Raw genomic sequence first — 22,220 nt, 5'->3', positions numbered from 1 at the left:
TATGAAAGAAAAGAGAAAGTCAATTTATGGAGGCTTTACACTGATAGAGCTTTTGCTTGTTGTTTCCATAATCTTAATACTAATGGGATTTTTAGTACCTAAATTTTCAGGTTATGAGAGCAAGGTAAAGACAACCAAGGCAATCAATACTGCAAAGCAGATTCAAACAGCTGCAATGGCAAGTTATGGTGAAAATGACGGAGTATTTATAGATCAGGATGTGAAAGATTGCATAGATCAGCTTACTTCTGCACAAACAGTTGAAATATCGGAGGTAGGAGATGATGGCAAGAACATAAGTATAAGCTATGAGAGTGATGATAAAAACTATTTAGTGGATATAGATGCTGGAAAAAATGAGTATACGGTAGATGAAATTGTTGAAAATAATTCAGTTAAAAGGATATTTCCAAAATAAGAGTTGATCTGGGGTTGTTTTTATGAAGAGTGCTTTTTTAAAGAAAAAAGGATTTACACTTATTGAATTGCTGATAGTATTGGGAATGATGTCGATTATACTTGGCTTCAGCATGATAAATTTAGGGGCATTGGGCAATTTGAAAAATGATATAGAAGTAAATACCTTTGATAACGAAATACTTCATTTTATAAACAGGTCGAGAATATATTGCCATGACCATGGTATGAGGGGTTATATAAGTTTTGACCTGATCAATAAAAATATGACTTTTAACAGTGGGTCTAAAAGAATATTCAGGATTAATTTTCCTGAGGGTTTTATAGTAACAATAAATACGGACAATAAAAAGATTGATATTAGCAGCAGGGGAATAGTAGAGGATGCCGGCAGTATAGAGTTTAAGGATAGAAAGGAGAACATGCACTGTATAACGGTATGTGTGGGGACTTTTAGTGAATATATCAAATATTAAAATTAAAAAGGGTTTTGCCTTAATTGAAGTGTTGTGCAGTATGGCGATATTTACAATATTGTTCAATGCAGCCCTGTGTATGCAGTTGAATACTTACATTATAAAAAAATACAATGAGAAGATACGAAATTACACTTATGAAATGAGGTATATAAAAGACAGCATAATTTACAATATGAGTTATAAGGATATAGTTGAGCTCTATGATAGTGGCAGGAAATATGTAGAACTAAAGAATATTTCAAATTATGATTATGCAGGAATCGACCCTAGGAAATTATTTTCAGAAAACAATTATGGAACAGAGTATATTGAAATGAAAGTCGAAAAGGGAGAAGTATTGAAGGTTAATTTGAAATTGAATGCAGACATATATGGAGTGGAGAAGTCAGAGGAGTGTGAATTTTATAAAGGGAATTTTAAGAGATAATGTAAAAAGGGGATTTACTATAATTGAAATCCTTATGGCAATGTCCATTATATTCATATTCACGTCAGTTCAAGCTGAGGCAATATTGAAATACATGAAACTGAACAGTATTGAAATTGAATCAAGCAGGGACAGCTTTTATGTAAATGAAGCATTCACTATAATAAATTCCCAGATAGACAGTGCCAAATATATAAAAATTGAGGACAATATGATTGCATTGAAGCGATATGACAACAGGGGATGGGATTATATAAAAAAGAACAAAAATTCAAGTATAGTTCTGGTCTATGGATATACCAGCAACCAGACCAGCAACAATATATTAAAAGATGTATTGGAGTTTAGTGTAGTTGAAAAGAAAAATTTATGCTATATAAGTATAAAAACAAAGAGAGGAAATGTCTACAGGAGATGCTTAGGAATAAATTCAAAAAGTGTAAAAGGGGATTCGTATTGATATATGTACTTATTATAGGACTTATATGCATGTTTATTTCAATTGCAGGTTATCATATGGAGACACTTGTAAAATCAGATGTATTTTATGAGTATGGAAGTACATTTAGAATTGAAGGTATTCAAAAGCAGAGGGAAACTTTAATTACAAGATTGAATTCCTATATAGTGGAAAAAATTGATTATGATGATGATAAGGATATACGGGAACATATGCTTGGCATAGAGGATTTCAGAATATATTATGGAAGCAGTTATGTGTATTATGACAGAGACAATGATGTTTTTAAATTGGAGTATATTATAGACAATAAGTTGTATAAGGAAGAGATATACGAGTATGCAGTGGAAGATGGCCAGATAAAATATGGATGTGTAGATTATTCTCTTTGATAAATTTATTATTTTAAGCAGAGGTGATAAAAATGTGGAAAACCGCAGTTTGTGAATTGAATGAAGGAAGTATAACAATCAAAGATAGAGGAGATGTCAAGGATATATTCAAGATTAATGAAATAAGCAGCATAAAAATGGATTTAAAGCATAGAAGTGTTTTAATATTAATACATGGAGAGGAATTATATGTAGAAAATATGGCATTACCAAGAACAGGAAGAAAATACATATATGGATTAATTGAAGATAGATTAAAAGACAAGTTCAAGAATATTGACAATATGATGTTCTCGTATAAAATATGGAATAAAAATAAATTTGAATTCAATTTGACTGTACTTTGTATAAACCACAACTACAGTGAAGTGATTAAGAAATTCAGTGATAATAAAATAAATATAAAAGGTATGGTTCCGGTACAAATCTACGTCATGGACAAATATAAACACAGCATAAATAAAAAAAGTTATATACTTGTAGTCTGCTTTGAAACAGAAACATATTTTATTGCATGCTATGAAAACAACATAGTGTTCAGCGGATTGTTTAAAGTTAAATCAAAGAATCAGCTTCTGGAATGTGTGGATGAATTCAATTTAAAATTAAATATATTAATACCAAATATAAAATTTCATGACATGGAGTTTGTAAATTTACCCTATAAAGACATATTTAAAGACCTTGAAAATAATTACAGCTGCAGCGATTTGGGGGAATTTGCAATATGATAAAAATGAATTTTAATTTTCTCCCCCCATGGTATATGAAAAATATAAATGGAAAAACCATAAAAAAGTTTAAAATCACAATTGTTATATTTTTAATTGTAGATCTGTGCCTGCTGTATTTGATGTATATAAATAGAAACAGATTGAATATTCTAGATGAAAACATAAAGGAAAAGATATATCTATGTAGTAAAAACTATAATTCGTATTCTGAAAAAGACGGCAATAAATCAACTGAAACCTATCATGATTTTTTAGATCAATTTTCCAAATACGGGCAATTCAGAAATATAAATATAAATAACAAAAATATTGATCTGGAGTTTGTAGGAGAAAATAGTTTGTTTTTAAACTTTATAAGGGCAGTTGAATGCGGAAATAAATTCAATATAATCAGTATATCCTATTTGAAAGATGGTTATGAAGTGAAGCTGGATAAAAATCCTGAAAGTGATTTTGAGAACAGCAATAAAAAAGTATGGAAAGTTGAACTTAAACACTTATGATGTTTGGAGGAGAATATGGAGCACTTGAAATATAGATTTCTCAACAATATAAAGTATAAATCCATATTGAGCATTTTATTGGCAATATTGGTTGTACTCATGCTGCAAAATACAATTACTATGAAAAATATGAGTTCAAAAAAGTCTGAACTCTACATACTGAATAAAAATATATATAGCTTGGAAACACAAGATAAAGTGGATTACAGCAAAATGATTGACAGTTTGAAACAGATAAAAGATATAGATATTTTGAATTTTGAAAGCAGTAAGGAAAAAAATAAAATAACCTCTGTAATTGAAACAGAAGGAAATGACACAAAAATCCAGAATATTTTGGAACAAATTGAAGCTATAGATAAGTTCCATAGTATAGATAGTATAACAATCAGCGAATTCAACAATAAAAATAAAAACATGAAAGCAACAATTTATGTAAGCTTTCAATGAATTGCTATTATATTAATAAAAAGTGATTTTTTTGAAGTGCCCCGGCAATTAATATTTGCAAATAACCATAAGTTTTGATAAAATAACATTGTTTAACATAGTATTATTTCCATGGCGAATATTAATATATAAGTTTGGCAAATATATAGTATATGAGCTTATCGAAGTTGTTAGGGGGATTTTGAGTGTTCAAGGATAGAATTGAAAAATTGAGAGAATCCATGAAAAGAGAGAAACTGGATGGAGTTTTGCTGACAGGAGATCCAAATAGAAATTATTTGAGTGGATTTACAGGAAATGAAAGCTATTCCCTTATAACTCAGGACAATGCATTTTTTATAACGGATTCCAGGTTTACAGAACAGGCTCATCAGCAGGTTGTTGACTATGAAGTAATGGAATACAGCAAAAGTGGGCCTTTTGTTGACTTTTTGTCTCAACTTGTTGAAAAGAATGGAGTTGGAAGACTTGGATTCGAAGAAGATATAGTAACTTACAATATCTACAGCCTATATAGGAGCAAGTTAAGCTGTGAACTTGCTCCACTGAACGGAATTGTTGAAAATATAAGGATGATTAAGGACGACGAAGAACTGGAACTGATAAAAAGTGCTGCAGAAATTGCGGATAAGGCATTTTCTCATATGCTGGACTATATAAAGGAAGGAATGACCGAGAGGGAAATAGGACTTGAGTTGGAGTTCTACATGAAAAAATTAGGTGCATCAGCACTGTCTTTTCCATCTATAGTTGCGTCGGGGCTGAGATCCAGTCTTCCTCATGGTGAAGCTACAGAAAGGGTGGTAAGGAGTGGTGAATTCCTCACATTGGATTTTGGATGCATATATAAAGAATATTGTTCGGATATGACAAGAACCCTGGTTATAGGAAGGCCATCTGACAGAATGATTGAAATATACAATGTAGTACTGGAAGCTCAGGAATTGGCATTAAAGGAATATAAGCCCGGAGTACCGACTGCAGTTGTAGATGCTTTTGCCAGAGATTATATAACTGAAAAGGGTTATGGAAGATATTTCGGACACAGTCTTGGTCATGGTGTTGGCAGAGAGATTCATGAGTCACCTATAATTGGATACAGGAACAAAAATGAGTTGAAGGAAAAAATGGTTGTTACAGATGAGCCAGGTGTATATATACCTGGATTTGGAGGTGTTAGAATAGAAGATCTTCTCGTAGTTACAGCAAATGGCGGGGAAGCTTTGTCGAAGTCTCCAAAGGAATTGATTTGTTTGAAATGAAATATTAAATAGGTCAAATAATTTAAGAAAGAAAGGGGTAAAAAGCCGTTAGTAAGTCAGTAAAATATAATGCTGCTGACAGTATAGGGTGTAATATCATCCGAATTTAAGCCCCGGGAGTACTGGACCAAAATAAAGTAGCATTAAATGTGAAATTGAGTACTATGAATGGGGAAGCAGACTTTTAGATATCCAAAAGTTAATTTTGAGTCTGCATAACGGCATATTATATGATATCAGCAGGAGATTTAAGAAAAGGAACAACTTTTGATCAGGATGGACAAGTGTATACTGTTATTGATTTTCTTCATGTAAAACCAGGCAAGGGAGCAGCCTTTGTAAGGACTAAGCTCAGAAATGTCTTGACGGGGGCAGTTACAGAAACAACATTCAACCCAACTGCAAAGCTTCAGGAAGCAGTTATAGAGAGAAAAGAAATGCAGTATTTGTACTCTGATGGACAATTGTATTATTTCATGGACCAGGAAACATTTGAACAAATACCTTTGGAACATGAAAAAGTACAGGATGCAATAAAATTTTTGAAGGAAAATATGTTCGCAACAATAAAGTTTTACAAGGGAGAGGCATTTTCTGTAGAAGCACCTAATTTTGTTGAGCTTCATATAACTCATACGGAACCAGGAGTAAAGGGAAATACAGCTACAAATGTTTTGAAACCAGCTACACTTGAAACAGGAGCTGTTGTATCTGTACCTATATTTGTAAATGAAGGTGAAGTTATAAGGGTAGACACAAGAACAGGAGAATACATGGAAAGAGTTCAGTAATGAATATATCTCCAAAATTTTGGGCATACTATAGAAAAAATAATTTTAAGGGCGTGATATTGTGAATTCCATAAGTTCAAAAGTGGCCTATCTCGAAGGTTTGGCTAAAGGACTTGAGATAGACAAGAACAGCAATGAGGGTAAACTTTTATTTGAGATTATAAATGTGCTCTATGATATATCTGAAGAGATTTCTGATCTGTCAACAGCCCATAAATCATTACATGAATACATAGACGAAATAGATGACGAATTATGTGATTTATCCGACAGCATAGGATACGATGGATATGAATCAATTGAGGATGCCTATGATAATTTTGAAGAAATTAAATGCCCAAACTGTAATGAGCAGGTTTATATAGATAAGGATATAATTGCACAGAGAGAAGATATAGCATGCCCTCATTGTCATAAAAAAATATCACTACTTCTTAATAAGGACAATTAGTTGTTTAAAAATAAACCTATATAGAAGAACCGTTTAGATACTTTATCTAAACGGTTCTTCTATATTTTTTGGAATTCTGTATTGCAAGTTTTTTTTATTATCTGGAATAATTTCGGGAAAATAAAAATAGAGATTAATATAAAGAAGGGAGATGAAAATATGGACACTAAAGAAATATTGAGTATACTGCCAGAAAAATTAAAGAGGGAAGTTATAAACTTTGCATATAATGACAGACTTCAGGAGATAAGAATCAAGATAGGAAAACCTCTGATTATTCAGTTGGGTACCAGAGAGGTAGTATGCAGATACAATCCAGACTTTGAAGATTTGAACACCATAATAAAGAGAATAAGTAATTATTCTATCTATGCATTTGAAGAAGAAATGAAAAGAGGCTATATAACAATAAGCGGCGGCCATAGAATAGGCATTTGCGGAAGATGTGTAATTGAAAAGGGTGAAGTAAAAACTATAAAGGACATATCATCACTTAATATTAGAATATGCAGAGAAATTCCAGGATGTTCAAAAAATCTGATGAAATTCATATTGGAAGAGGACAGCGTAATAAATTCTATAATAATTTCTCCTCCCAAATGCGGTAAAACTACTCTTATAAGAGATATAACAAGAAATATATCCAATGGAGTGGATTCAATGAGTTTCCACGGTAAAAAAGTTTGTGTAATAGATGAAAGAAGTGAAATTGGTGCATGTTCCGCAGGGGTACCACAGCTTGATGTAGGAATAAGAACTGATGTTATGGATGGATGTTTGAAAAGTGAAGGGATAATGATGGCCATAAGAAGTATGTCACCGGATGTCATAGTATGTGATGAAATCGGAAGCCACAAGGATATGGAAAGCATAGTCACAGCCCTGAATTCAGGGGTGAATCTTATAACGACCATACATGGGTTTGGAATAGAGGATTTATACAGCAGACCGGTTTTTAAAGATATAGTTGAAAACAAAGTATTTAAAAGAGCAGTAGTTCTAAGTGGTAAAAAAGGTGCCGGAACAGTGGAATATATATATGATTTTTCGGATAAGGAAAAAATTTATGGTGAATGAGGTAATTAAATTACTGGGATGCATCATGATAATGTGTTCTACTACGGCATTTGGATTCAACTGCGGCGAAAAGTTAAAAAACAGAACAAATCAACTAAGACAAACGAGAAGATGCATATATGAAATACAAAATCACATAGTATATACCCATACTACGCTTCCAGAAGCTATATTCGATGCGGCTTCAAAGGTTGAAAAACCTATCTCTATATTATTTATGGAAGTTTCCGGAGTCCTGTCTGAAAACAGGGTGAACAATGTATATGAAGCATTTAAGCAGGCATTTTCAAATAAAGCACATATTTTAAGCTTGAAGGATGAGGATATAGATATAATCCTGGATTTTTCAAAATCTCTTGGAGAATCAGATATAGAGGGTCAGAAAAACATATTTTCTCTTGCTATTGAAAGTCTCAAAAAACAGATTGACAGGTCGGAGATTATCTTGAAAAAAAATATGAAGATGTACAGATATCTTGGATTTTCTGCAGGAGCAGTGGTAACTATACTGTTGATTTAACTCTTAAAAAGATTGTAAGGAGAGATACGATATGTTAGATATAAGTTTGGTATTTAAAATAGCGGCAGTGGGTATAGTTGTAATAGTAATAAACAAAGTTCTGGAGACCAGTGGGAAGGCGGAATACGCAGTAGTAACCAATCTGGCAGGTATTGTAATAGTACTTATGATGGTTATAACTGTAGTAAATAAATTGTTTAATACAGTTAGAACCATGTTCCAACTTTAGGAGAAGCTTATGGAGATAATAAAAATTGTAATGTTTGCTTTTATTGCCCTGTTTATAGTGCTTATGTTCAAGGGAAAAGGAAGAGATGATTTTGCGGTTTATATAAGTATTACAGCAGGAGTTCTGATATTCATATTTATGTTTACCAAAATAACGGCAGTAATTCAATTTATACAGAAACTGGCCTTAAAAGCAAATATAGATTTCGTATACTTGACCACTGTATTCAAAATACTTGCTATTGCCTATATTGCATCATTTTGCAGTGAAATATGCAGGGATGCGGGAGAAGGAAATCTGGGAACAAAAGTTGAATTTGCAGGCAAGATTTTAATTCTTGGACTTGCAATTCCTATACTTATGGCTGTTTTACAGTCAATCTTAAAGATTATGTAGGTGTTCATATGAAAAATATTATATTGGGAATGATTATTGCCTTGACGCTTGCCTTTAATGTACAGGCATTTGATGCACCAGGCAGTAATGAGGATACAGATATACAAAATGAAACAAAATACACTCAAGTTGTAAATGAGACTGAGAGTAAAGATTTAGATAAAAATATAAGTGGAGAAACATCCGAAATAAACAAGCTATATGACTACATATCCAACATGAAGACAAAAAATGAAATATTAAAAGACGTGGATTTCAAAGAATATGTAAAAGATTTTATGAAATCAGGAGATGGAAATATATCTGTAAAGAAAATTGTAAATGCTTCAGGAATGTATCTTGTAAGGGAGATTACTGCATCTATAAAGCTTTTGGCTATTTTAGTGGTAATAAGTATAATATGTGCTTTGATTACCAATCTTCAGAGGGCATTTAGTTCCGACAGCCTGTCAAATATAGCTTATTATGCATGCTATTCACTTCTCATAATAATAATGGCTAAAAGTTTTTATATAGGTGTGGATCTGGCCAGAACAACTATCAAGGATATGAGTGATTTTATGCTGGCACTTATACCAGTTCTCATTATGCTGCTGGCTTCAGCCCATGGTGTTATACAGGCTGCAGTAATGGATCCCATTATAATAGGAGCCATTACCATAAGCACACAGATATTTATAAATTTTATAATTCCAATAATATGCATGTCATTTGTACTTCAATTTGTAAATAATCTATCTTCGGAATATAAAATAGACAAACTTACGAAACTTCTGAATCAAGGCGCACTCTGGATGCAGGGAATAATAATGACCATATTTGTAGGAATAATTACAGTGAGGGGGATAACTTCTAAAACTATAGATCAGGTAACTGCCAAAACTGCAAAATTTGCAGTTGACAACTTTGTACCTATAGTCGGTAAAAGTCTTTCGGATGCAGTTTCCACTGTAGCGGGATATTCCATATTGATAAAGAATTCAATCAGCAGTGTAGGACTCATAATCCTCGTTCTGATATTGCTGTTTCCTGTTATTAAACTGGCGGTTCTCATAGTACTTTATAAGCTGACTGCTGCATTTATAGAACCTATAAGCGACAGCAGAATGGTGAACTGTATAAATTCAGCCGGGGATTCACTCGTGCTTATAACGGCATGTCTCATATGTATATCCGTAATGTTTTTTATAATGATAGCCATTATTGCAGCCTCTGGTACGGCCGCAATGTAGGGGGGGTGATTTGTTGTTTCTGGATTCGCTTAGAAATTGGCTTATAAATATATGTACGGCAGTATTTTTTATAACAGCAGTTGAAATGATATTACCTGATAACAGCATGAAGAAATATTCCAGATTTGTACTTGGGTTAATTTTGATAACTGTTTTTGTAAATCCAATAGTCAGCATATTCAACAAAAACTTCAACATAAGTTCCTACAGCACAAAGATATTTGACAGCTTTGACCAGAAGCAGAATATGGATGATATAGAAAATTACAGGGAGAAGGATTTAAAACAGACCATGGATACTTTCAAACTGAATCTTGAAAAAAACTGTGAACAGAAGTTGAAGGAGAAATATCCAGATGAAACTTATAAAGTTGAAGCCGATGTAGGATATGATGATAAAAACAATAATGTAAATATAAACAACATATATGTTAATGTAAGTGATGGAAGTGTCAGCAAAATAAAGGAAGTTACAATAAATACTCAAGAAGATGCTGATTCTGGTGCCGAAGATTTGAATGGAGGCACGGGCAATAGCATAAAATCCTATTTAAGCAGCCAGCTTGGTATATCCGAAGATATAATTCATGTTAAAAAGGGCTGAAAATTTAATTAGAAGTTAATTTTAGAAATGGATAGGTGAAAAACTATGAATTTTAAAAAGTGGTTTTCTTATATTAAAGAGGGAGTAAACAACAAAAGTATCAATAGCAAGAATAAAAATAAAACTGTAAATCTTATAATAATTTTTTTGATGGGAATATTGATGCTTATAACAGTAAGCTTTTTTAAAACTTCAGATTCAAATAAATCAGAATCTGTAACCAGCAGCAATTCTGAAAGTGATAAGACTGAACAGACTTCCACAAAAGATACTTCATATAACTTGAATGATTATGAAAAATCTGTAGAAGATAAACTGAAAAGTACTCTTGAAAATATAGATGGAGTAGGAAAAGTAGATGTGATGATAAATTTTGAAAGCGGGGAAGAACAGGTTCCGGCAGTGAATGTAAATGATTCTACCAATACTACAAATGAAAAGGACAATTCTGGAGGAACAAGAACTACAACTCAAAGCAACAATGGAAGTACTGTAGTTATAACAAATGATGGGGAAAAATCCGAGCCCTTGATCGTAAAGACCTATAAGCCTAAAGTATCCGGAGTATGTGTCGTGGCAGAGGGAGCAGAAAACAAGATAACCGAACTCAGAATATCCAAGGCGGTAGTAGATCTTTTTGATATAACAGAAGACAAGGTCAATGTATATCCTATGAAAAAATAGTATATATGGACAGTGGTGATCATATAATTTTAAGAGAACATAGAGGGGGAATTTAAAATGAATAAAAAACAGGCCATAATTATTGTAACTCTTTTAGCACTGATAGTTTGTGTTGGTGTACTTGCTACAAAAGTGAACAGTCCTTTCAGTGTTGCTGAGAATTCAGATGGAAGCACCGGGAAAAGTGCAGTATCTTTCAACAGCAATGACAGTCAGAAGTCCAAGTCGCAGTTCTTTGAAGAGGCCAGGCTCAACAGAGACCAGAAGGATGCCGAGACCCTGCAGAAGTTAAAAAATTTGATTGATGATAAAAATGTATCGCAGGAAAATCGTGTGGAAGCTGAAAAAGAGTATACTGAACTGGCTATGGATACGGATTATGAATCCAAAATAGAGACAACGCTGAAAAGCAAGGGCTATGAGGATGTCATATGCTCCATAGAAGGCAGCAAGGCAAGGGTTATAGTAAAGGCAAGCGACAACTTGACAGATAAGAACACCAGGGAGATAAAGGATGTAGTTATGAGCATATCCAAGCTGGAGGATGTAGAAATAGAAGCAAGGAAGTAAATTTGTAAATAATTTCTGCATTTGATATAATGTAAACATATAATTATTTAATGGGTGAAAATCTAGGAGGTGCCATGATGGAAGATAATACAAATAAAGAAGTAGATATGGGCATTGTAAAGATATCCGATGAAGTGGTAGGGGTAATTGCAGGACTTGCCACCACAGAAATAAATGGAATAGTTGGAATGAGTGCAAATCTTGTAGGGGGAATTACACAGATATTGAGCGGCAAGAAAAATCTGTCAAAAGGTGTGAAGGTAAGTGTGGGTGAGAATAGTACAGCTATTGACTTGTATGTAGTTGTTGAATATGGAGTGAGAATTCCAGATGTTGCACTAAAGGTTCAGGAAAATGTCAAAAAGGCAGTTGAATCCATGACGGGACTCGAAGTAACTGCAGTGAACGTACATGTTCAAAATGTCATGATTCCTAAATCTGAAGAAGATGAAGAGGAAGAAGAATAAATAATATATGCACCCTCGTTTGAGAGGGTGTTTTTTATGTGCTTGAATTGATATAATAGTTTAAGTATAATATATCTAAAATGGAGGTCAATATGAATAGAAAGAAATCTAGGGAAATAGCAATGAAGCTGCTGTTTCAAATGACTATAAATAAAGAAGATTTAAATGAAATCATAGAGGAACTTGAAAACAAGGAGAATGTGAATCTGGATTTAAAAGATGCAGATATGGCATATATAGTAGGAATTATAAAGGGAGTGCAGGACAACAGGGACGAGATTGATGAGAAGATACAGGTATATTTGAAAAAGTGGAAGTTGAACAGACTTTCCAGAATTGATATAACAATTCTGAGAATATGCACTTACGAATTTCTCCATGAAGAGGATATACCGAAAAATGTATCAATAAATGAAGCGGTTGAACTTGCCAAAACATATGGTGAGGATAAATCGGCAGTTTTTATAAATGGAGTACTTGGGAGCATGATTAAAGATATAGATTAATGACAGTCTTTATATAAAGGATGATGGGAGTATATGTATATAAAGGTATTGACAGTATCGGATATTAACGGGTACATAAAGAGAAATTTTGATAATGACTTCATACTTCAAAATTCCTCTGTAAAGGGTGAAATTTCAAATATAAAATTTCACAGCAGTGGTCACATATATTTTTCTTTGAAAGATGAGTTCAGTAAAATAAACTGTATAATGTTCAGGAATTCAGCTAAAAATCTGAAGTTTGTTCCGGAAAACGGTATGAGAATAATAATAAAGGGAAGAATATCCGTTTATGAAAAGGAAGGTCAATATCAATTGTACTGCAGTGAAATGAAAATTGAAGGGGTTGGGGAACTCTATATAGCTTTTGAAAAATTAAAGAAAGCACTCAGTGCAAAAGGACTGTTTGATGAAGAACACAAAAAGACCATACCGGCCTATTGTTTTAAAATAGGTATAGTTACTTCCCCTACAGGAGCTGCACTTCGTGATATAATAAATGTAGCAAGAAGAAGAAACAGATGTGTGGAGCTTATTATCTATCCTTCACTGGTGCAGGGAGTAAATGCATCGGACAATATAGTGGAAGGAATAGGAGCTTTAAACGATATAGAAGATATTGATGTTATAATTCTGGCGCGGGGAGGTGGCTCCATAGAGGATTTGTGGTGCTTCAATGATGAAAAAGTTGCGGAAGCAATATATAATTCTGACAAGCCTATAATAACAGGAGTAGGACATGAAATAGATTATACCATAGCTGATTTTGCAGCAGATAAGAGGGCACCGACTCCGTCGGCGGCGGCTGAAATTGCAGTTTTTGATCTCAATTCTGCAGCTCAGCGGATTGAATACTATAAAACTTCATTGAACCGGAATATAGTATCCCTACTGAAAAGCAAAAGAGAAAAACTTCTTTATACGAAAAAAAGACTGAACTCAAACAGCCCTCTTGTGCATGTTGCCAATCAATATGTAAACATAGACAGATTGAGGGATATGTTGAATATGAAAATAAAAACACAACTGGCTGCAGATAGAGAAAAACTTAGTAAGCTGAAAGAATTACTGAAATCCAGAAATCCGCTCAACATATTGGACAGAGGTTATTCAATAATACAGGATGTGGATGGGAATATTGTAAGTTCCATAGATAAGCTGGATAAAACGGATAAAGTAAAAGTTACCATGAAGGATGGAAGTGCCGAATTCCATCTTTCCAGGGGCAATAGTTGATTGGGAGGTAGTGTAGATGCCTAGAAAAATTGAGAGTTATGAGGATATGATGGCAAAGTTGGAGGATATAGTAAATAAAATGGATGGAGATAATTTGTCCATAGATGATAGCATGAAAAAATATGAAGAGGGAATGAAACTCTGCAGTAAAATGTATAAAGTACTAAGGGATGCAGAGGGAAAAATAAATATTTTGACGGAAGAAGGGGAAAAAAATTTTGATATGAAAGAACAAAACTAATTATATGGAAATGGGGAAATAATTATGGCAACGGAATGCAAGGATATAATTTCAGAATTGAAGGAGGAAATAGATGTCTACCTTCACAGCTATATGGAGGGAAAAGGAACCTACAACAGAAAAATTTATGAAGCGATGCAGTACAGTCTTGATGCCGGCGGAAAAAGAGTAAGGCCCATATTGTTTTTCTTGACTTACATGATGTACAAACAGGATTACAGAAGTGTTATGGAAATTGCAGCCGCCATAGAAATGATTCACACCTATTCACTTATTCATGATGACCTTCCCGCCATGGATGATGATGATTTGAGACGGGGGAAGCCTACAAACCATAAAATGTTTGGAGAGGCCATAGCAGTGCTTGCAGGAGATGGACTTCTGAATGAAGGCATGAATCTCATGTTCGGCCATTGCCTGAAAAACAATGACAGGAACAGGATAAGGGCATGCTATATGATTGCACAGAGTGCGGGGATAGAGGGTATGGTTGGAGGGCAGACAGTGGATATACTGAGCGAGAATACAAAAATACCCATAGATCAGCTTTATTATATGCACAGCAAGAAAACAGGGGCACTTATAAAAGCATCCATCATATCGGCAGCAGTATATGCAGGTGCAAGTGAAAGTGAAGTGGAAAAACTGGACTATTATGGTAAAAAATTGGGCCTGGCATTTCAAATAAGGGATGATATATTGGATATAACCGGAGATACAAAAAAGCTGGGCAAGAAAGTAAAAAGTGATGTAGATAATAAAAAGACAAATTTTATCACTACCTACGGATTAAATAAATGTATTGAAATGTGCAATTCAATTACGAGTGAATGTATAAATGTGCTCAACAAAATCAAAAGAAATACTGAGAATCTGGAAAAAATTACTTTACTACTGTTAAATAGAGATAAGTAGAATGGAGATAAAAAGGTATGTGCAATCTACTTGATAATTATAATGATATAAACGATATTAAAAAGATGACGTTCAATGAAAAAATTCAGCTGGCACGTGAGATAAGAAAATTTCTAATAGACAAGGTTTCCAAAACAGGCGGGCATCTGGCGTCAAATTTGGGAGTTGTGGAACTCACCATGTGTATATTGGATGTGTTTGATTTTAACAGGGATAAGATTATATGGGATGTAGGACATCAATCCTATGTGTATAAGATGCTGACAGGAAGGAAAAGTGGCTTTGACAGCCTGAGGAAGTTTGGAGGAATGAGCGGCTTCCCGAAATGCAGTGAAAGCAAGTATGACTTTTTTCAAACAGGCCACAGCAGTACATCCATATCTGCAGCACTTGGAATGGCAAGAGCACGTGATGTCCAAAATAAAAATTACAATGTAATAGCAGTAATAGGAGATGGTGCACTTACTGGTGGAATGGCACTGGAAGCATTGAATGATGTGGGATACAGGAAGACAAAGCTTATTATTATATTGAATGACAATCAGATGTCAATAGGCAAGAATGTAGGTGGGGTGTCGAAGTATTTGAACAAATTGAGAATCGACCCCAAGTATAATAAGTTCAAACAAGATGTGGAAACCCTGTTGAAGAGAATCCCCAATATAGGGAAAGGAATGGCGAAGTATCTGGAAAAACTTAAAAATGGAGTAAAACAGATGGTAGTTCCCGGGATGTTTTTCGAGGATATAGGACTTAAATATCTTGGCCCTATAGATGGATGTGATATAGAGGAACTTACGAAAGTACTCACTCTGGCAAAAAAGATGGATGGACCTGTAGTGATACATGTAATTACTAAGAAGGGGAAAGGATATAAATTTGCAGAAAACAATCCAGGCAAATTTCATGGAATAGGCCCGTTTAATTGTGTAAACGGCGAGATAGCAGTATCTTCTGCAGAAACATATTCCCAAGCCTTTGGAAACAAATTGGTTGAACTGGCTGAACAGAATGGGAATATAGCAGCCATAACTGCAGCCATGAGGGATAGTACAGGATTGAAAAAATTTTCCCAGAAATTTCCCAAAAGGTTTTTTGATGTTGGGATAGCGGAACAGCACGGTGTTACTCTGGCTGCAGGAATGGCAAAGGCGGGGATGCGGCCTGTATTTGCAGTATATTCAACTTTCCTTCAAAGGGCATATGATCAGATTGTCCATGATGTCTGTATACAGAAACTTCCGGTTGTATTTGCCGTTGACAGGGCTGGAATTGTAGGTGCGGATGGAGAAACGCATCAGGGAATATTTGATCTTTCCTATCTTACCCATATACCACATATGACAGTTATGTGTCCAAAGTGTACTGAAGAGATGTACAACATACTTGAATTTGCATTGAAGCAGAATAGCACTGTTGCGATAAGATATCCAAGAGGCGGAGATGTAATCTCCCTCAAGCCCAGTAAAAATTTTGAAATGGGAAAATGGGAGAGAATAGAGGGAAATGGCCGCATTGCAGTAATTGCAGAAGGAAAAATGCTTCAATATGCCGTGCTTGCCAGAAGAGAACTTTTAAAGGAAGGTATTGATGTAATTTTAATAAATGCCTGTTTTGCAAAACCTATAGATAAATCGATGATTTGTGAACTTGTGAATAAAAATATTGATATTGTAACCGTGGAAGATAACATATTAAGGGGAGGAATGGGCTCATATATACTTGAATACGTAAATACACTGGACAATAAGATAAGAGTTCTGAATCTGGGATTTAATGACGAATTTGTTCCACAGGGCAAACCGGAATTGATATATAAACTGCACGAACTTGATGCCGAAGGAATAAAAAACAATATATTAAAATTTGTAAATGAAGGAGTTAATTATGTCAGATAGCAGGGAAAGGCTGGATGTCATTTTAGTGAACAGGGGAATATTTGAATCAAGACATAGAGCACAGGCAAGTATAATGGCAGGAGAAATATTTGTAGATGGAAGCAGGATAGACAAATGCGGACAAAAAATTAAAATTAATTCCAGAATTGAATTCAAGGGAAATAAATTCCCCTTTGTGAGCAGAGGAGGATTAAAACTACAGAAAGCCGTCAATAATTTCAATATAGATCTGGAAAATAAAGTCTGTATGGATGTAGGAGCATCAACAGGAGGGTTTACCGACTGTATGCTGCAGCATGGAGCAAGTAAAGTGTATTCGGTGGATGTTGGTTACGGACAATTTGCATGGAAGCTCAGAACGGATAAAAGAGTGGTTTGCATGGAAAGGACAAATATAAGATATGTGAAATTTGAAGATATAGGTGAGTATATAGATTTTGCAAGTATAGATGTATCATTTATATCTCTCGAAAAAGTTATCCCTGCTGTTTTAAATTTATTAAAAAAAAATGGAAGCATAATGGCACTTATAAAACCACAGTTTGAGGCGGGAAGAGATAAAGTAGGCAAGAAAGGTGTAGTTAGAGATGAGTCAACACATATGGAGGTTATAAAAAAGGTTGCGGAATTCATACATAAGGCCGGACTTAAAATAATAGAGCTCGGTTATTCTCCAATTAAGGGTCCGGAAGGCAACATAGAATATTTGATTTATTTCACCGGAGATGAAAATTTTAATGAGTCTTTTAAGGAAGACTATATTTTCAAGGAAGTCAGTATGGCACATAGGGAACTAAATGGAGAAAAGTCATGAAAAATATTGGAATAAATGTAAACACTACCAAGGACCCCGAAAATAAAATGTTGGATTTTATCGTAAAAACTATATATAGTATAAATAAAGATATAAATATAAAAGTATATAGGGACTGTATTGGATTGGATACTGAAGAGAGTAGAAAATTAGACGTTGTAATAGTCCTTGGAGGAGATGGAACTATACTCAATACTTCAGGAAATCTTCCTGAATCAGAAACTCCCATACTTGGTGTAAATATAGGGCACCTCGGATTTCTGGCACAGGTGGAAATAAACAGCATAAGACCGGCTCTTATAAATTTGTTCGAAGGAAATTATACTATTGAAGACAGAACCATGATTCAATGCAGCTTTGATAATGGACATGGAATGAAAAATTTTCATGGATTGAATGATGTAATACTTTACAAGGGAATCAGGAATAGAATTGAAAAATATGATATATTCATAGACAATGAATTCTACAATGTGTTCAGTGGAGACGGAATTATTATATGTACTTCTACAGGATCGACTGCATATAATTTATCTGCAGGTGGTCCTATAATACATTCATCACTGGATGCCTTTTGTATAACACCTATGTATTCCCAGTTTCTCACGGCTAGAACTATTGTACTCAATAATAACAGCCATATAACAATAAAGATGAGAAGAAATAATGAAAGCGCATTTATATCGGTAGATGGTCAGGAATGGATTGATATAAAGGGACCTATAACTATAAATATAAGTAAATCCATATACAAGAGAAAATTAATCAAATTCAGCAATAGTTCTTTTTTTAAAACTTTGAGGGATAAAATTACTTTTGGTGCAAAGGAATGTGAAGGTGATATATATGAAAGTGACAAGACACACGAAAATTCTTGAAATTATCAATTCAAGGGATATAGAAACCCAGGAGGAATTGGCTGAAGAACTCAGAAAAAGCGGTATGAATGTAACTCAAGCTACCGTATCAAGGGACATAAAGGAATTGAAGCTTATAAAAGTACTGTCGGATTCGGGAAAATACAAATATGCTGTCATAAACCATACAGGTAAATTTTTGCCGGATAAGCTGGCATCTATATTTTCACAGACGGTTATAGGAGTTGAAAATATAGATAATTTTGTCATAATAAAAACTATTTCAGGTTCTGCACCTGCGGCTGCAGAGGCTATAGATTCACTGGATTTTTCAGGTATTGCAGGAACTATAGCAGGTGACAATACAATATTTGTATTGGCGAGGAACAGGGAAAAGGCACATGACATAACTCAAAAAATGAAAAAAATGATTTCAAAATAGGAGGCGTTGTTATGCTTCTTCAATTGAATATAAAAAATTTTGCACTTATAGAAAATTTGACAATTTCTTTTAGTTCAGGGTTTAATGTACTTTCAGGTGAAACCGGTGCAGGTAAATCCATACTTATTGATGCAATAAATTACATAATCGGCAGCAAGTTCAACAAAGAACTTATAAGGACAGGGGAAAAGAAAACTTTTGTTGAAGCTGTATTTACTATTGGAAATTCCAAAACATGTCAAATTTTAAATTTAAAAGAACTAGATTTTGAGGAAAATATGGTGATAATCAGTAGAGAGACTTTTCAATCAGGAAGGAGTATTGCAAAAATAAATGGAAAATCAATCCTCCTTGCAGATTTAAAGGAAGTAACTTCTACTATGCTTGATATACATGGTCAACATCAGAATCAAAATTTGTTGCTTGCCGACAATCATATAAATTATGTAGACAATTATGGTGATATTGCAATTAAAAAGTTACTTGAAGATTATACGCTGGATTATGAAAAATTAAACAAAATCAAGAAAAAAATAGATGAATTATCCGGTGAAAACGGTGAGAGAAAAAAAATAGCGGACTTTTTAAAATATCAGATAGATGAAATAAACTCTTCAAATTTAAGCGAAGAGGAAGAATCCGAACTGAACAAGAAATTTGAGGTGCTGTCTCATTCTGAAAAGATAAGCAGTATTCTTAGCACATGCTATGAAAGTCTTTACAGCGGTTTTGACAATAGAAAGTCTATATATGATGAGCTGGGAAATATAGTAAAGGATATAAGCTCTGTAGAAGGTATGTCTTCCGATATAAAAAATATACATAAATTGATTCAAGATGCTTATTATAATATTGAAGAATCTGTAGATGAAATAAGAAATTTAATTGACAATATAACTTATGATAAGGGTGAACTGGAGTATATAAACAATAGAATATATGAAATAAACGGATATAAGAAAAAATATGGAAGTACTATAAAGGATATACTTGAATACAGAGATAAAATACTTATACAATATAATGAAATTATAGACAGTGAGAATATAGTAAAAAACCTTGAAAAAGAAAGGCAGAAAATTGAAAAAAAGTTAAAATTGGAATCTATTGAAATGCATGAAAAGAGATGTGATATAGCAGAAAAATTAGAAAAAAATGTAAAAGATGAACTGGATTTTATAGGAATGGGAAAAAGTGTATTCAAGATAAAGGTTGATCTTAAAGATAAATTTACAGATAAAGGCATGGATTTAGTCCAATTTTATATATCTACAAATCCTGGAGAGCCTCTGCGTCCTCTTGAAAAAATTGTGTCGGGAGGAGAATTGTCCAGAATAATGCTTGCATTAAAAACGGTATTTGTGGATAAAGACAGCATACCGTCTGTAATATTTGACGAAATAGATACGGGGATAAGTGGAAGAATAGCAGAATGCGTAGCAGAAAAAATGTATGAAATATCAACAAAACATCAAGTGCTGTGTGTTACACATCTACCCCAGATAGCAGCTATGTCGGATACAAATTATGTAGTTGAAAAAGAAGTGCATGATCATAAAACCTACACAAAAGTCAAAAAATTAAATCTAAAAGGAAAAGAATATGAAATTGCAAGAATGGTTGGAAGTTCAAAAGTTACTGCTATTACTCTGGCACATGCAAGAGAGCTTATAAATATTGCAAAGGCAAAGAAAAACAGTAAAAAAATTTAGACTAAAAAGCAATACATTTACTTAAAATGAAAGTTTATAATAGCATAATAAAATATTTAAAAGGGCAACTTAAACGTAGAAAAAAAGTAATGCAGACAGGAGGCAGTAAAGCATGAAGGAACATTTGAAAAAAGTGCTGTACTATATTTCTATTTTTATCTTGCTTATTATGCTATTTACATGCTATGAATTGAAAAATATACCAACAACTATATTTTTCAGAGAAAATCAGAATATAAAACAGAATATTTTTTTGAAAGTAGATAATAGCAGTAAGAAAAAAGCTGAAAATGCTAGTATAAATCTTCTGGGAGTTGTACCTGTGGGTACTGTAACAATGAAACCAGTTAGAAGCAATATGATTGTCTATCCTGGAGGGCAGCCTATAGGTGTAAAATTAAATACAAAGGGAGTATTAGTTGTGGCACTGTCTGATGTTACTACAAGCAAAGGCAAAATAACAAGCCCTGCAGCGGTATCTGGAATAGAGATAGGAGACAGCATATTAAAGATAAATGGGAAAGGTATTAAGACTTCTGAACAGACAAGAGAAGAAATAAATAGAAGTGAAGGAAAAGATATTAAAATACTGATATGTCATAAAGGAAAAGACATAGAAAAAATTATAAAACCGGCAAGAAGCTCTGAAGACGACAACTACAAAATAGGATTGTGGATAAGGGATTCAACTGCAGGAATAGGTACGTTGACATTTTATGATAAAGAAAGAGGGATGTTTGGGGCGCTAGGGCATCCTATAACGGATATTGATACTGGCACTATGTTGAGTGTGAATTCTGGAGAAATAATTTCTTCTTCTATTGTATCTGTAAAGAAAGGTGCCAAGGGAAATCCCGGGGAGTTAAAGGGTATATTTATAAACGAGAATTGCATATTAGGAAATATATACAAGAATACCCAGTGCGGCATATTCGGCAAAACAAATGGAAAATTTGTGGATAACGAGTTGAAACCTATGAAAATAGGGCTTAGAAATGAAATAAAGGAAGGACCTGCAAAAATTCTTACAACTGTAGATAAAGAAGGCGTAAAAGAATATGATATTGAGATTCAGAAGTTACTTGCCCAGGATTCGCCGGGAGCAAAAAGCATGATTGTAAAAGTTGTAGACAAGAAACTTTTGGAAAAAACTGGCGGAATAGTTCAGGGAATGAGTGGGAGTCCTATAATACAGAATGGAAAGATAGTTGGAGCAATTACCCATGTACTTGTAAATAAACCTGATATAGGCTATGGGATATATATAGAGTGGATGTTAAATGATGCAAATTTACTTAACAATCAGACAAAATAAAAGCACTTTTTAAATGATTGTAACAAAAAATTAACAAATATGGATAAGATACTACAGAATGATAATGTGAGCTGTTCTGTAGTGTCTTTTATTATAGATATAATGAAAAACTTTTTTTTACAGGCAGGAATTAAAATTC

General features: G+C 33.7%; 30 protein-coding genes. All 30 read left to right on the top strand.

Annotated elements, in window-relative coordinates; translation table 11 throughout:
* Position 1 precedes the first annotated feature (1 nt).
* The 30 genes from LKE46_RS07805 (at position 2) to spoIVB (ending at position 22,081) form a co-directional block, all read left to right on the top strand.
* A complete protein-coding gene (locus LKE46_RS07805) occupies positions 2 to 418 on the top strand; it encodes a type II secretion system protein (RefSeq protein ID WP_291720157.1) in 417 nt (138 codons plus the stop codon).
* Positions 419 to 440: 22 nt separating this feature from the next.
* Positions 441 to 893, top strand: coding sequence for a pilus assembly FimT family protein (locus LKE46_RS07800; RefSeq protein WP_291720155.1), 453 nt, complete (start codon positions 441 to 443; stop codon positions 891 to 893).
* Positions 874 to 1,323, top strand: a complete 450-nt coding sequence (locus LKE46_RS07795) for a prepilin-type N-terminal cleavage/methylation domain-containing protein (RefSeq protein ID WP_291720152.1) — start codon at positions 874 to 876, stop codon at positions 1,321 to 1,323. The genes LKE46_RS07800 and LKE46_RS07795 overlap by 20 nt, the downstream gene beginning before the upstream one ends.
* Complete coding sequence (locus tag LKE46_RS07790; RefSeq protein WP_291720149.1) at positions 1,292 to 1,783, top strand: prepilin-type N-terminal cleavage/methylation domain-containing protein; 492 nt, start codon at positions 1,292 to 1,294, stop codon at positions 1,781 to 1,783. The genes LKE46_RS07795 and LKE46_RS07790 overlap by 32 nt, the downstream gene beginning before the upstream one ends.
* On the top strand, positions 1,780 to 2,175 hold the full coding sequence (locus LKE46_RS07785; RefSeq protein ID WP_291720146.1) for a hypothetical protein: 396 nt from the start codon (positions 1,780 to 1,782) through the stop codon (positions 2,173 to 2,175). Before LKE46_RS07790 ends, LKE46_RS07785 begins: the two co-directional genes overlap by 4 nt.
* Positions 2,176 to 2,207: 32 nt before the next feature.
* On the top strand, positions 2,208 to 2,906 hold the full coding sequence (locus LKE46_RS07780) for a hypothetical protein (RefSeq protein ID WP_291720142.1): 699 nt from the start codon (positions 2,208 to 2,210) through the stop codon (positions 2,904 to 2,906).
* A complete protein-coding gene (locus LKE46_RS07775; protein ID WP_291720138.1) occupies positions 2,903 to 3,412 on the top strand; it encodes a hypothetical protein in 510 nt (169 codons plus the stop codon). Before LKE46_RS07780 ends, LKE46_RS07775 begins: the two co-directional genes overlap by 4 nt.
* A 15-nt stretch (positions 3,413 to 3,427) precedes the next feature.
* Positions 3,428 to 3,862, top strand: coding sequence for a hypothetical protein (locus tag LKE46_RS07770; RefSeq protein WP_291720134.1), 435 nt, complete (start codon positions 3,428 to 3,430; stop codon positions 3,860 to 3,862).
* 185 nt (positions 3,863 to 4,047) lie between these two features.
* Positions 4,048 to 5,124, top strand: coding sequence for a M24 family metallopeptidase (locus tag LKE46_RS07765; RefSeq protein ID WP_291720129.1), 1,077 nt, complete (start codon positions 4,048 to 4,050; stop codon positions 5,122 to 5,124).
* A 230-nt stretch (positions 5,125 to 5,354) separates the two neighbouring features.
* Positions 5,355 to 5,915: an elongation factor P gene (efp, locus tag LKE46_RS07760; RefSeq protein WP_291720126.1), complete on the top strand. Its 561-nt coding sequence runs from the start codon at positions 5,355 to 5,357 to the stop codon at positions 5,913 to 5,915.
* A 61-nt stretch (positions 5,916 to 5,976) separates the two neighbouring features.
* The gene (locus LKE46_RS07755; RefSeq protein ID WP_291720123.1) at positions 5,977 to 6,366 is read left to right on the top strand and encodes a CD1247 N-terminal domain-containing protein; all 390 of its coding nucleotides are present in this window, start codon (positions 5,977 to 5,979) and stop codon (positions 6,364 to 6,366) included.
* Positions 6,367 to 6,525: 159 nt separating this feature from the next.
* Entirely contained in the window at positions 6,526 to 7,443 is a 918-nt protein-coding gene (gene spoIIIAA, locus LKE46_RS07750) for a stage III sporulation protein AA (RefSeq protein WP_291720120.1), read from the top strand.
* The gene (gene spoIIIAB, locus LKE46_RS07745; RefSeq protein ID WP_291720117.1) at positions 7,433 to 7,963 is read left to right on the top strand and encodes a stage III sporulation protein SpoIIIAB; all 531 of its coding nucleotides are present in this window, start codon (positions 7,433 to 7,435) and stop codon (positions 7,961 to 7,963) included. Before spoIIIAA ends, spoIIIAB begins: the two co-directional genes overlap by 11 nt.
* Before the next feature lie 31 nt (positions 7,964 to 7,994).
* Positions 7,995 to 8,192, top strand: coding sequence for a stage III sporulation protein AC (gene spoIIIAC, locus LKE46_RS07740; RefSeq protein ID WP_291720115.1), 198 nt, complete (start codon positions 7,995 to 7,997; stop codon positions 8,190 to 8,192).
* A 9-nt stretch (positions 8,193 to 8,201) separates the two neighbouring features.
* Positions 8,202 to 8,588: a stage III sporulation protein AD gene (gene spoIIIAD, locus LKE46_RS07735; protein ID WP_291720111.1), complete on the top strand. Its 387-nt coding sequence runs from the start codon at positions 8,202 to 8,204 to the stop codon at positions 8,586 to 8,588.
* Between the two features lie 8 nt (positions 8,589 to 8,596).
* On the top strand, positions 8,597 to 9,820 hold the full coding sequence (gene spoIIIAE / locus LKE46_RS07730) for a stage III sporulation protein AE (protein ID WP_291720106.1): 1,224 nt from the start codon (positions 8,597 to 8,599) through the stop codon (positions 9,818 to 9,820).
* Positions 9,821 to 9,833: 13 nt separating this feature from the next.
* On the top strand, positions 9,834 to 10,424 hold the full coding sequence (spoIIIAF, locus tag LKE46_RS07725) for a stage III sporulation protein AF (protein WP_291720097.1): 591 nt from the start codon (positions 9,834 to 9,836) through the stop codon (positions 10,422 to 10,424).
* Positions 10,425 to 10,469: 45 nt separating this feature from the next.
* Positions 10,470 to 11,108 carry a stage III sporulation protein AG gene (spoIIIAG, locus tag LKE46_RS07720; RefSeq protein ID WP_291720094.1) on the top strand — a complete coding sequence of 213 codons (639 nt, stop codon included), beginning with the start codon at positions 10,470 to 10,472 and terminating at the stop codon, positions 11,106 to 11,108.
* Between the two features lie 57 nt (positions 11,109 to 11,165).
* Positions 11,166 to 11,678 carry a SpoIIIAH-like family protein gene (locus LKE46_RS07715; protein ID WP_291720089.1) on the top strand — a complete coding sequence of 171 codons (513 nt, stop codon included), beginning with the start codon at positions 11,166 to 11,168 and terminating at the stop codon, positions 11,676 to 11,678.
* A gap of 77 nt (positions 11,679 to 11,755) precedes the next feature.
* On the top strand, positions 11,756 to 12,145 hold the full coding sequence (locus LKE46_RS07710) for an Asp23/Gls24 family envelope stress response protein (protein ID WP_291725616.1): 390 nt from the start codon (positions 11,756 to 11,758) through the stop codon (positions 12,143 to 12,145).
* Between the two features lie 92 nt (positions 12,146 to 12,237).
* Positions 12,238 to 12,651 carry a transcription antitermination factor NusB gene (nusB, locus tag LKE46_RS07705; protein WP_291720086.1) on the top strand — a complete coding sequence of 138 codons (414 nt, stop codon included), beginning with the start codon at positions 12,238 to 12,240 and terminating at the stop codon, positions 12,649 to 12,651.
* Between the two features lie 33 nt (positions 12,652 to 12,684).
* Complete coding sequence (gene xseA / locus LKE46_RS07700) at positions 12,685 to 13,887, top strand: exodeoxyribonuclease VII large subunit (protein WP_291720083.1); 1,203 nt, start codon at positions 12,685 to 12,687, stop codon at positions 13,885 to 13,887.
* 16 nt (positions 13,888 to 13,903) lie between these two features.
* Positions 13,904 to 14,128 (top strand): exodeoxyribonuclease VII small subunit, encoded by a 225-nt coding sequence (locus LKE46_RS07695; RefSeq protein ID WP_291720080.1) that lies wholly within the window; start codon positions 13,904 to 13,906, stop codon positions 14,126 to 14,128.
* Between the two features lie 24 nt (positions 14,129 to 14,152).
* Positions 14,153 to 15,043, top strand: a complete 891-nt coding sequence (locus tag LKE46_RS07690; RefSeq protein ID WP_291720077.1) for a polyprenyl synthetase family protein — start codon at positions 14,153 to 14,155, stop codon at positions 15,041 to 15,043.
* Between the two features lie 17 nt (positions 15,044 to 15,060).
* Positions 15,061 to 16,941, top strand: coding sequence for a 1-deoxy-D-xylulose-5-phosphate synthase (dxs, locus tag LKE46_RS07685; protein ID WP_291720075.1), 1,881 nt, complete (start codon positions 15,061 to 15,063; stop codon positions 16,939 to 16,941).
* Positions 16,931 to 17,755: a TlyA family RNA methyltransferase gene (locus tag LKE46_RS07680; RefSeq protein ID WP_291720072.1), complete on the top strand. Its 825-nt coding sequence runs from the start codon at positions 16,931 to 16,933 to the stop codon at positions 17,753 to 17,755. Before dxs ends, LKE46_RS07680 begins: the two co-directional genes overlap by 11 nt.
* The gene (locus tag LKE46_RS07675; protein ID WP_291720069.1) at positions 17,752 to 18,633 is read left to right on the top strand and encodes an NAD(+)/NADH kinase; all 882 of its coding nucleotides are present in this window, start codon (positions 17,752 to 17,754) and stop codon (positions 18,631 to 18,633) included. The genes LKE46_RS07680 and LKE46_RS07675 overlap by 4 nt, the downstream gene beginning before the upstream one ends.
* The gene (locus tag LKE46_RS07670; protein ID WP_291720066.1) at positions 18,602 to 19,054 is read left to right on the top strand and encodes an arginine repressor; all 453 of its coding nucleotides are present in this window, start codon (positions 18,602 to 18,604) and stop codon (positions 19,052 to 19,054) included. The genes LKE46_RS07675 and LKE46_RS07670 overlap by 32 nt, the downstream gene beginning before the upstream one ends.
* 11 nt (positions 19,055 to 19,065) lie before the next feature.
* Positions 19,066 to 20,766, top strand: coding sequence for a DNA repair protein RecN (gene recN / locus LKE46_RS07665; RefSeq protein WP_291720062.1), 1,701 nt, complete (start codon positions 19,066 to 19,068; stop codon positions 20,764 to 20,766).
* 112 nt (positions 20,767 to 20,878) lie between these two features.
* Positions 20,879 to 22,081, top strand: a complete 1,203-nt coding sequence (spoIVB, locus tag LKE46_RS07660; protein WP_291720057.1) for a SpoIVB peptidase — start codon at positions 20,879 to 20,881, stop codon at positions 22,079 to 22,081.
* The last annotated feature ends 139 nt before the right edge of the window (positions 22,082 to 22,220 follow it).

The organism is Clostridium sp., from assembly GCF_022482905.1.
Classification (GTDB): domain Bacteria; phylum Bacillota; class Clostridia; order Clostridiales; family Clostridiaceae; genus Clostridium_B.
Note: the sequence above shows the minus strand (reverse complement) of the source record. Positions and strands in the feature narration are given on the sequence as shown.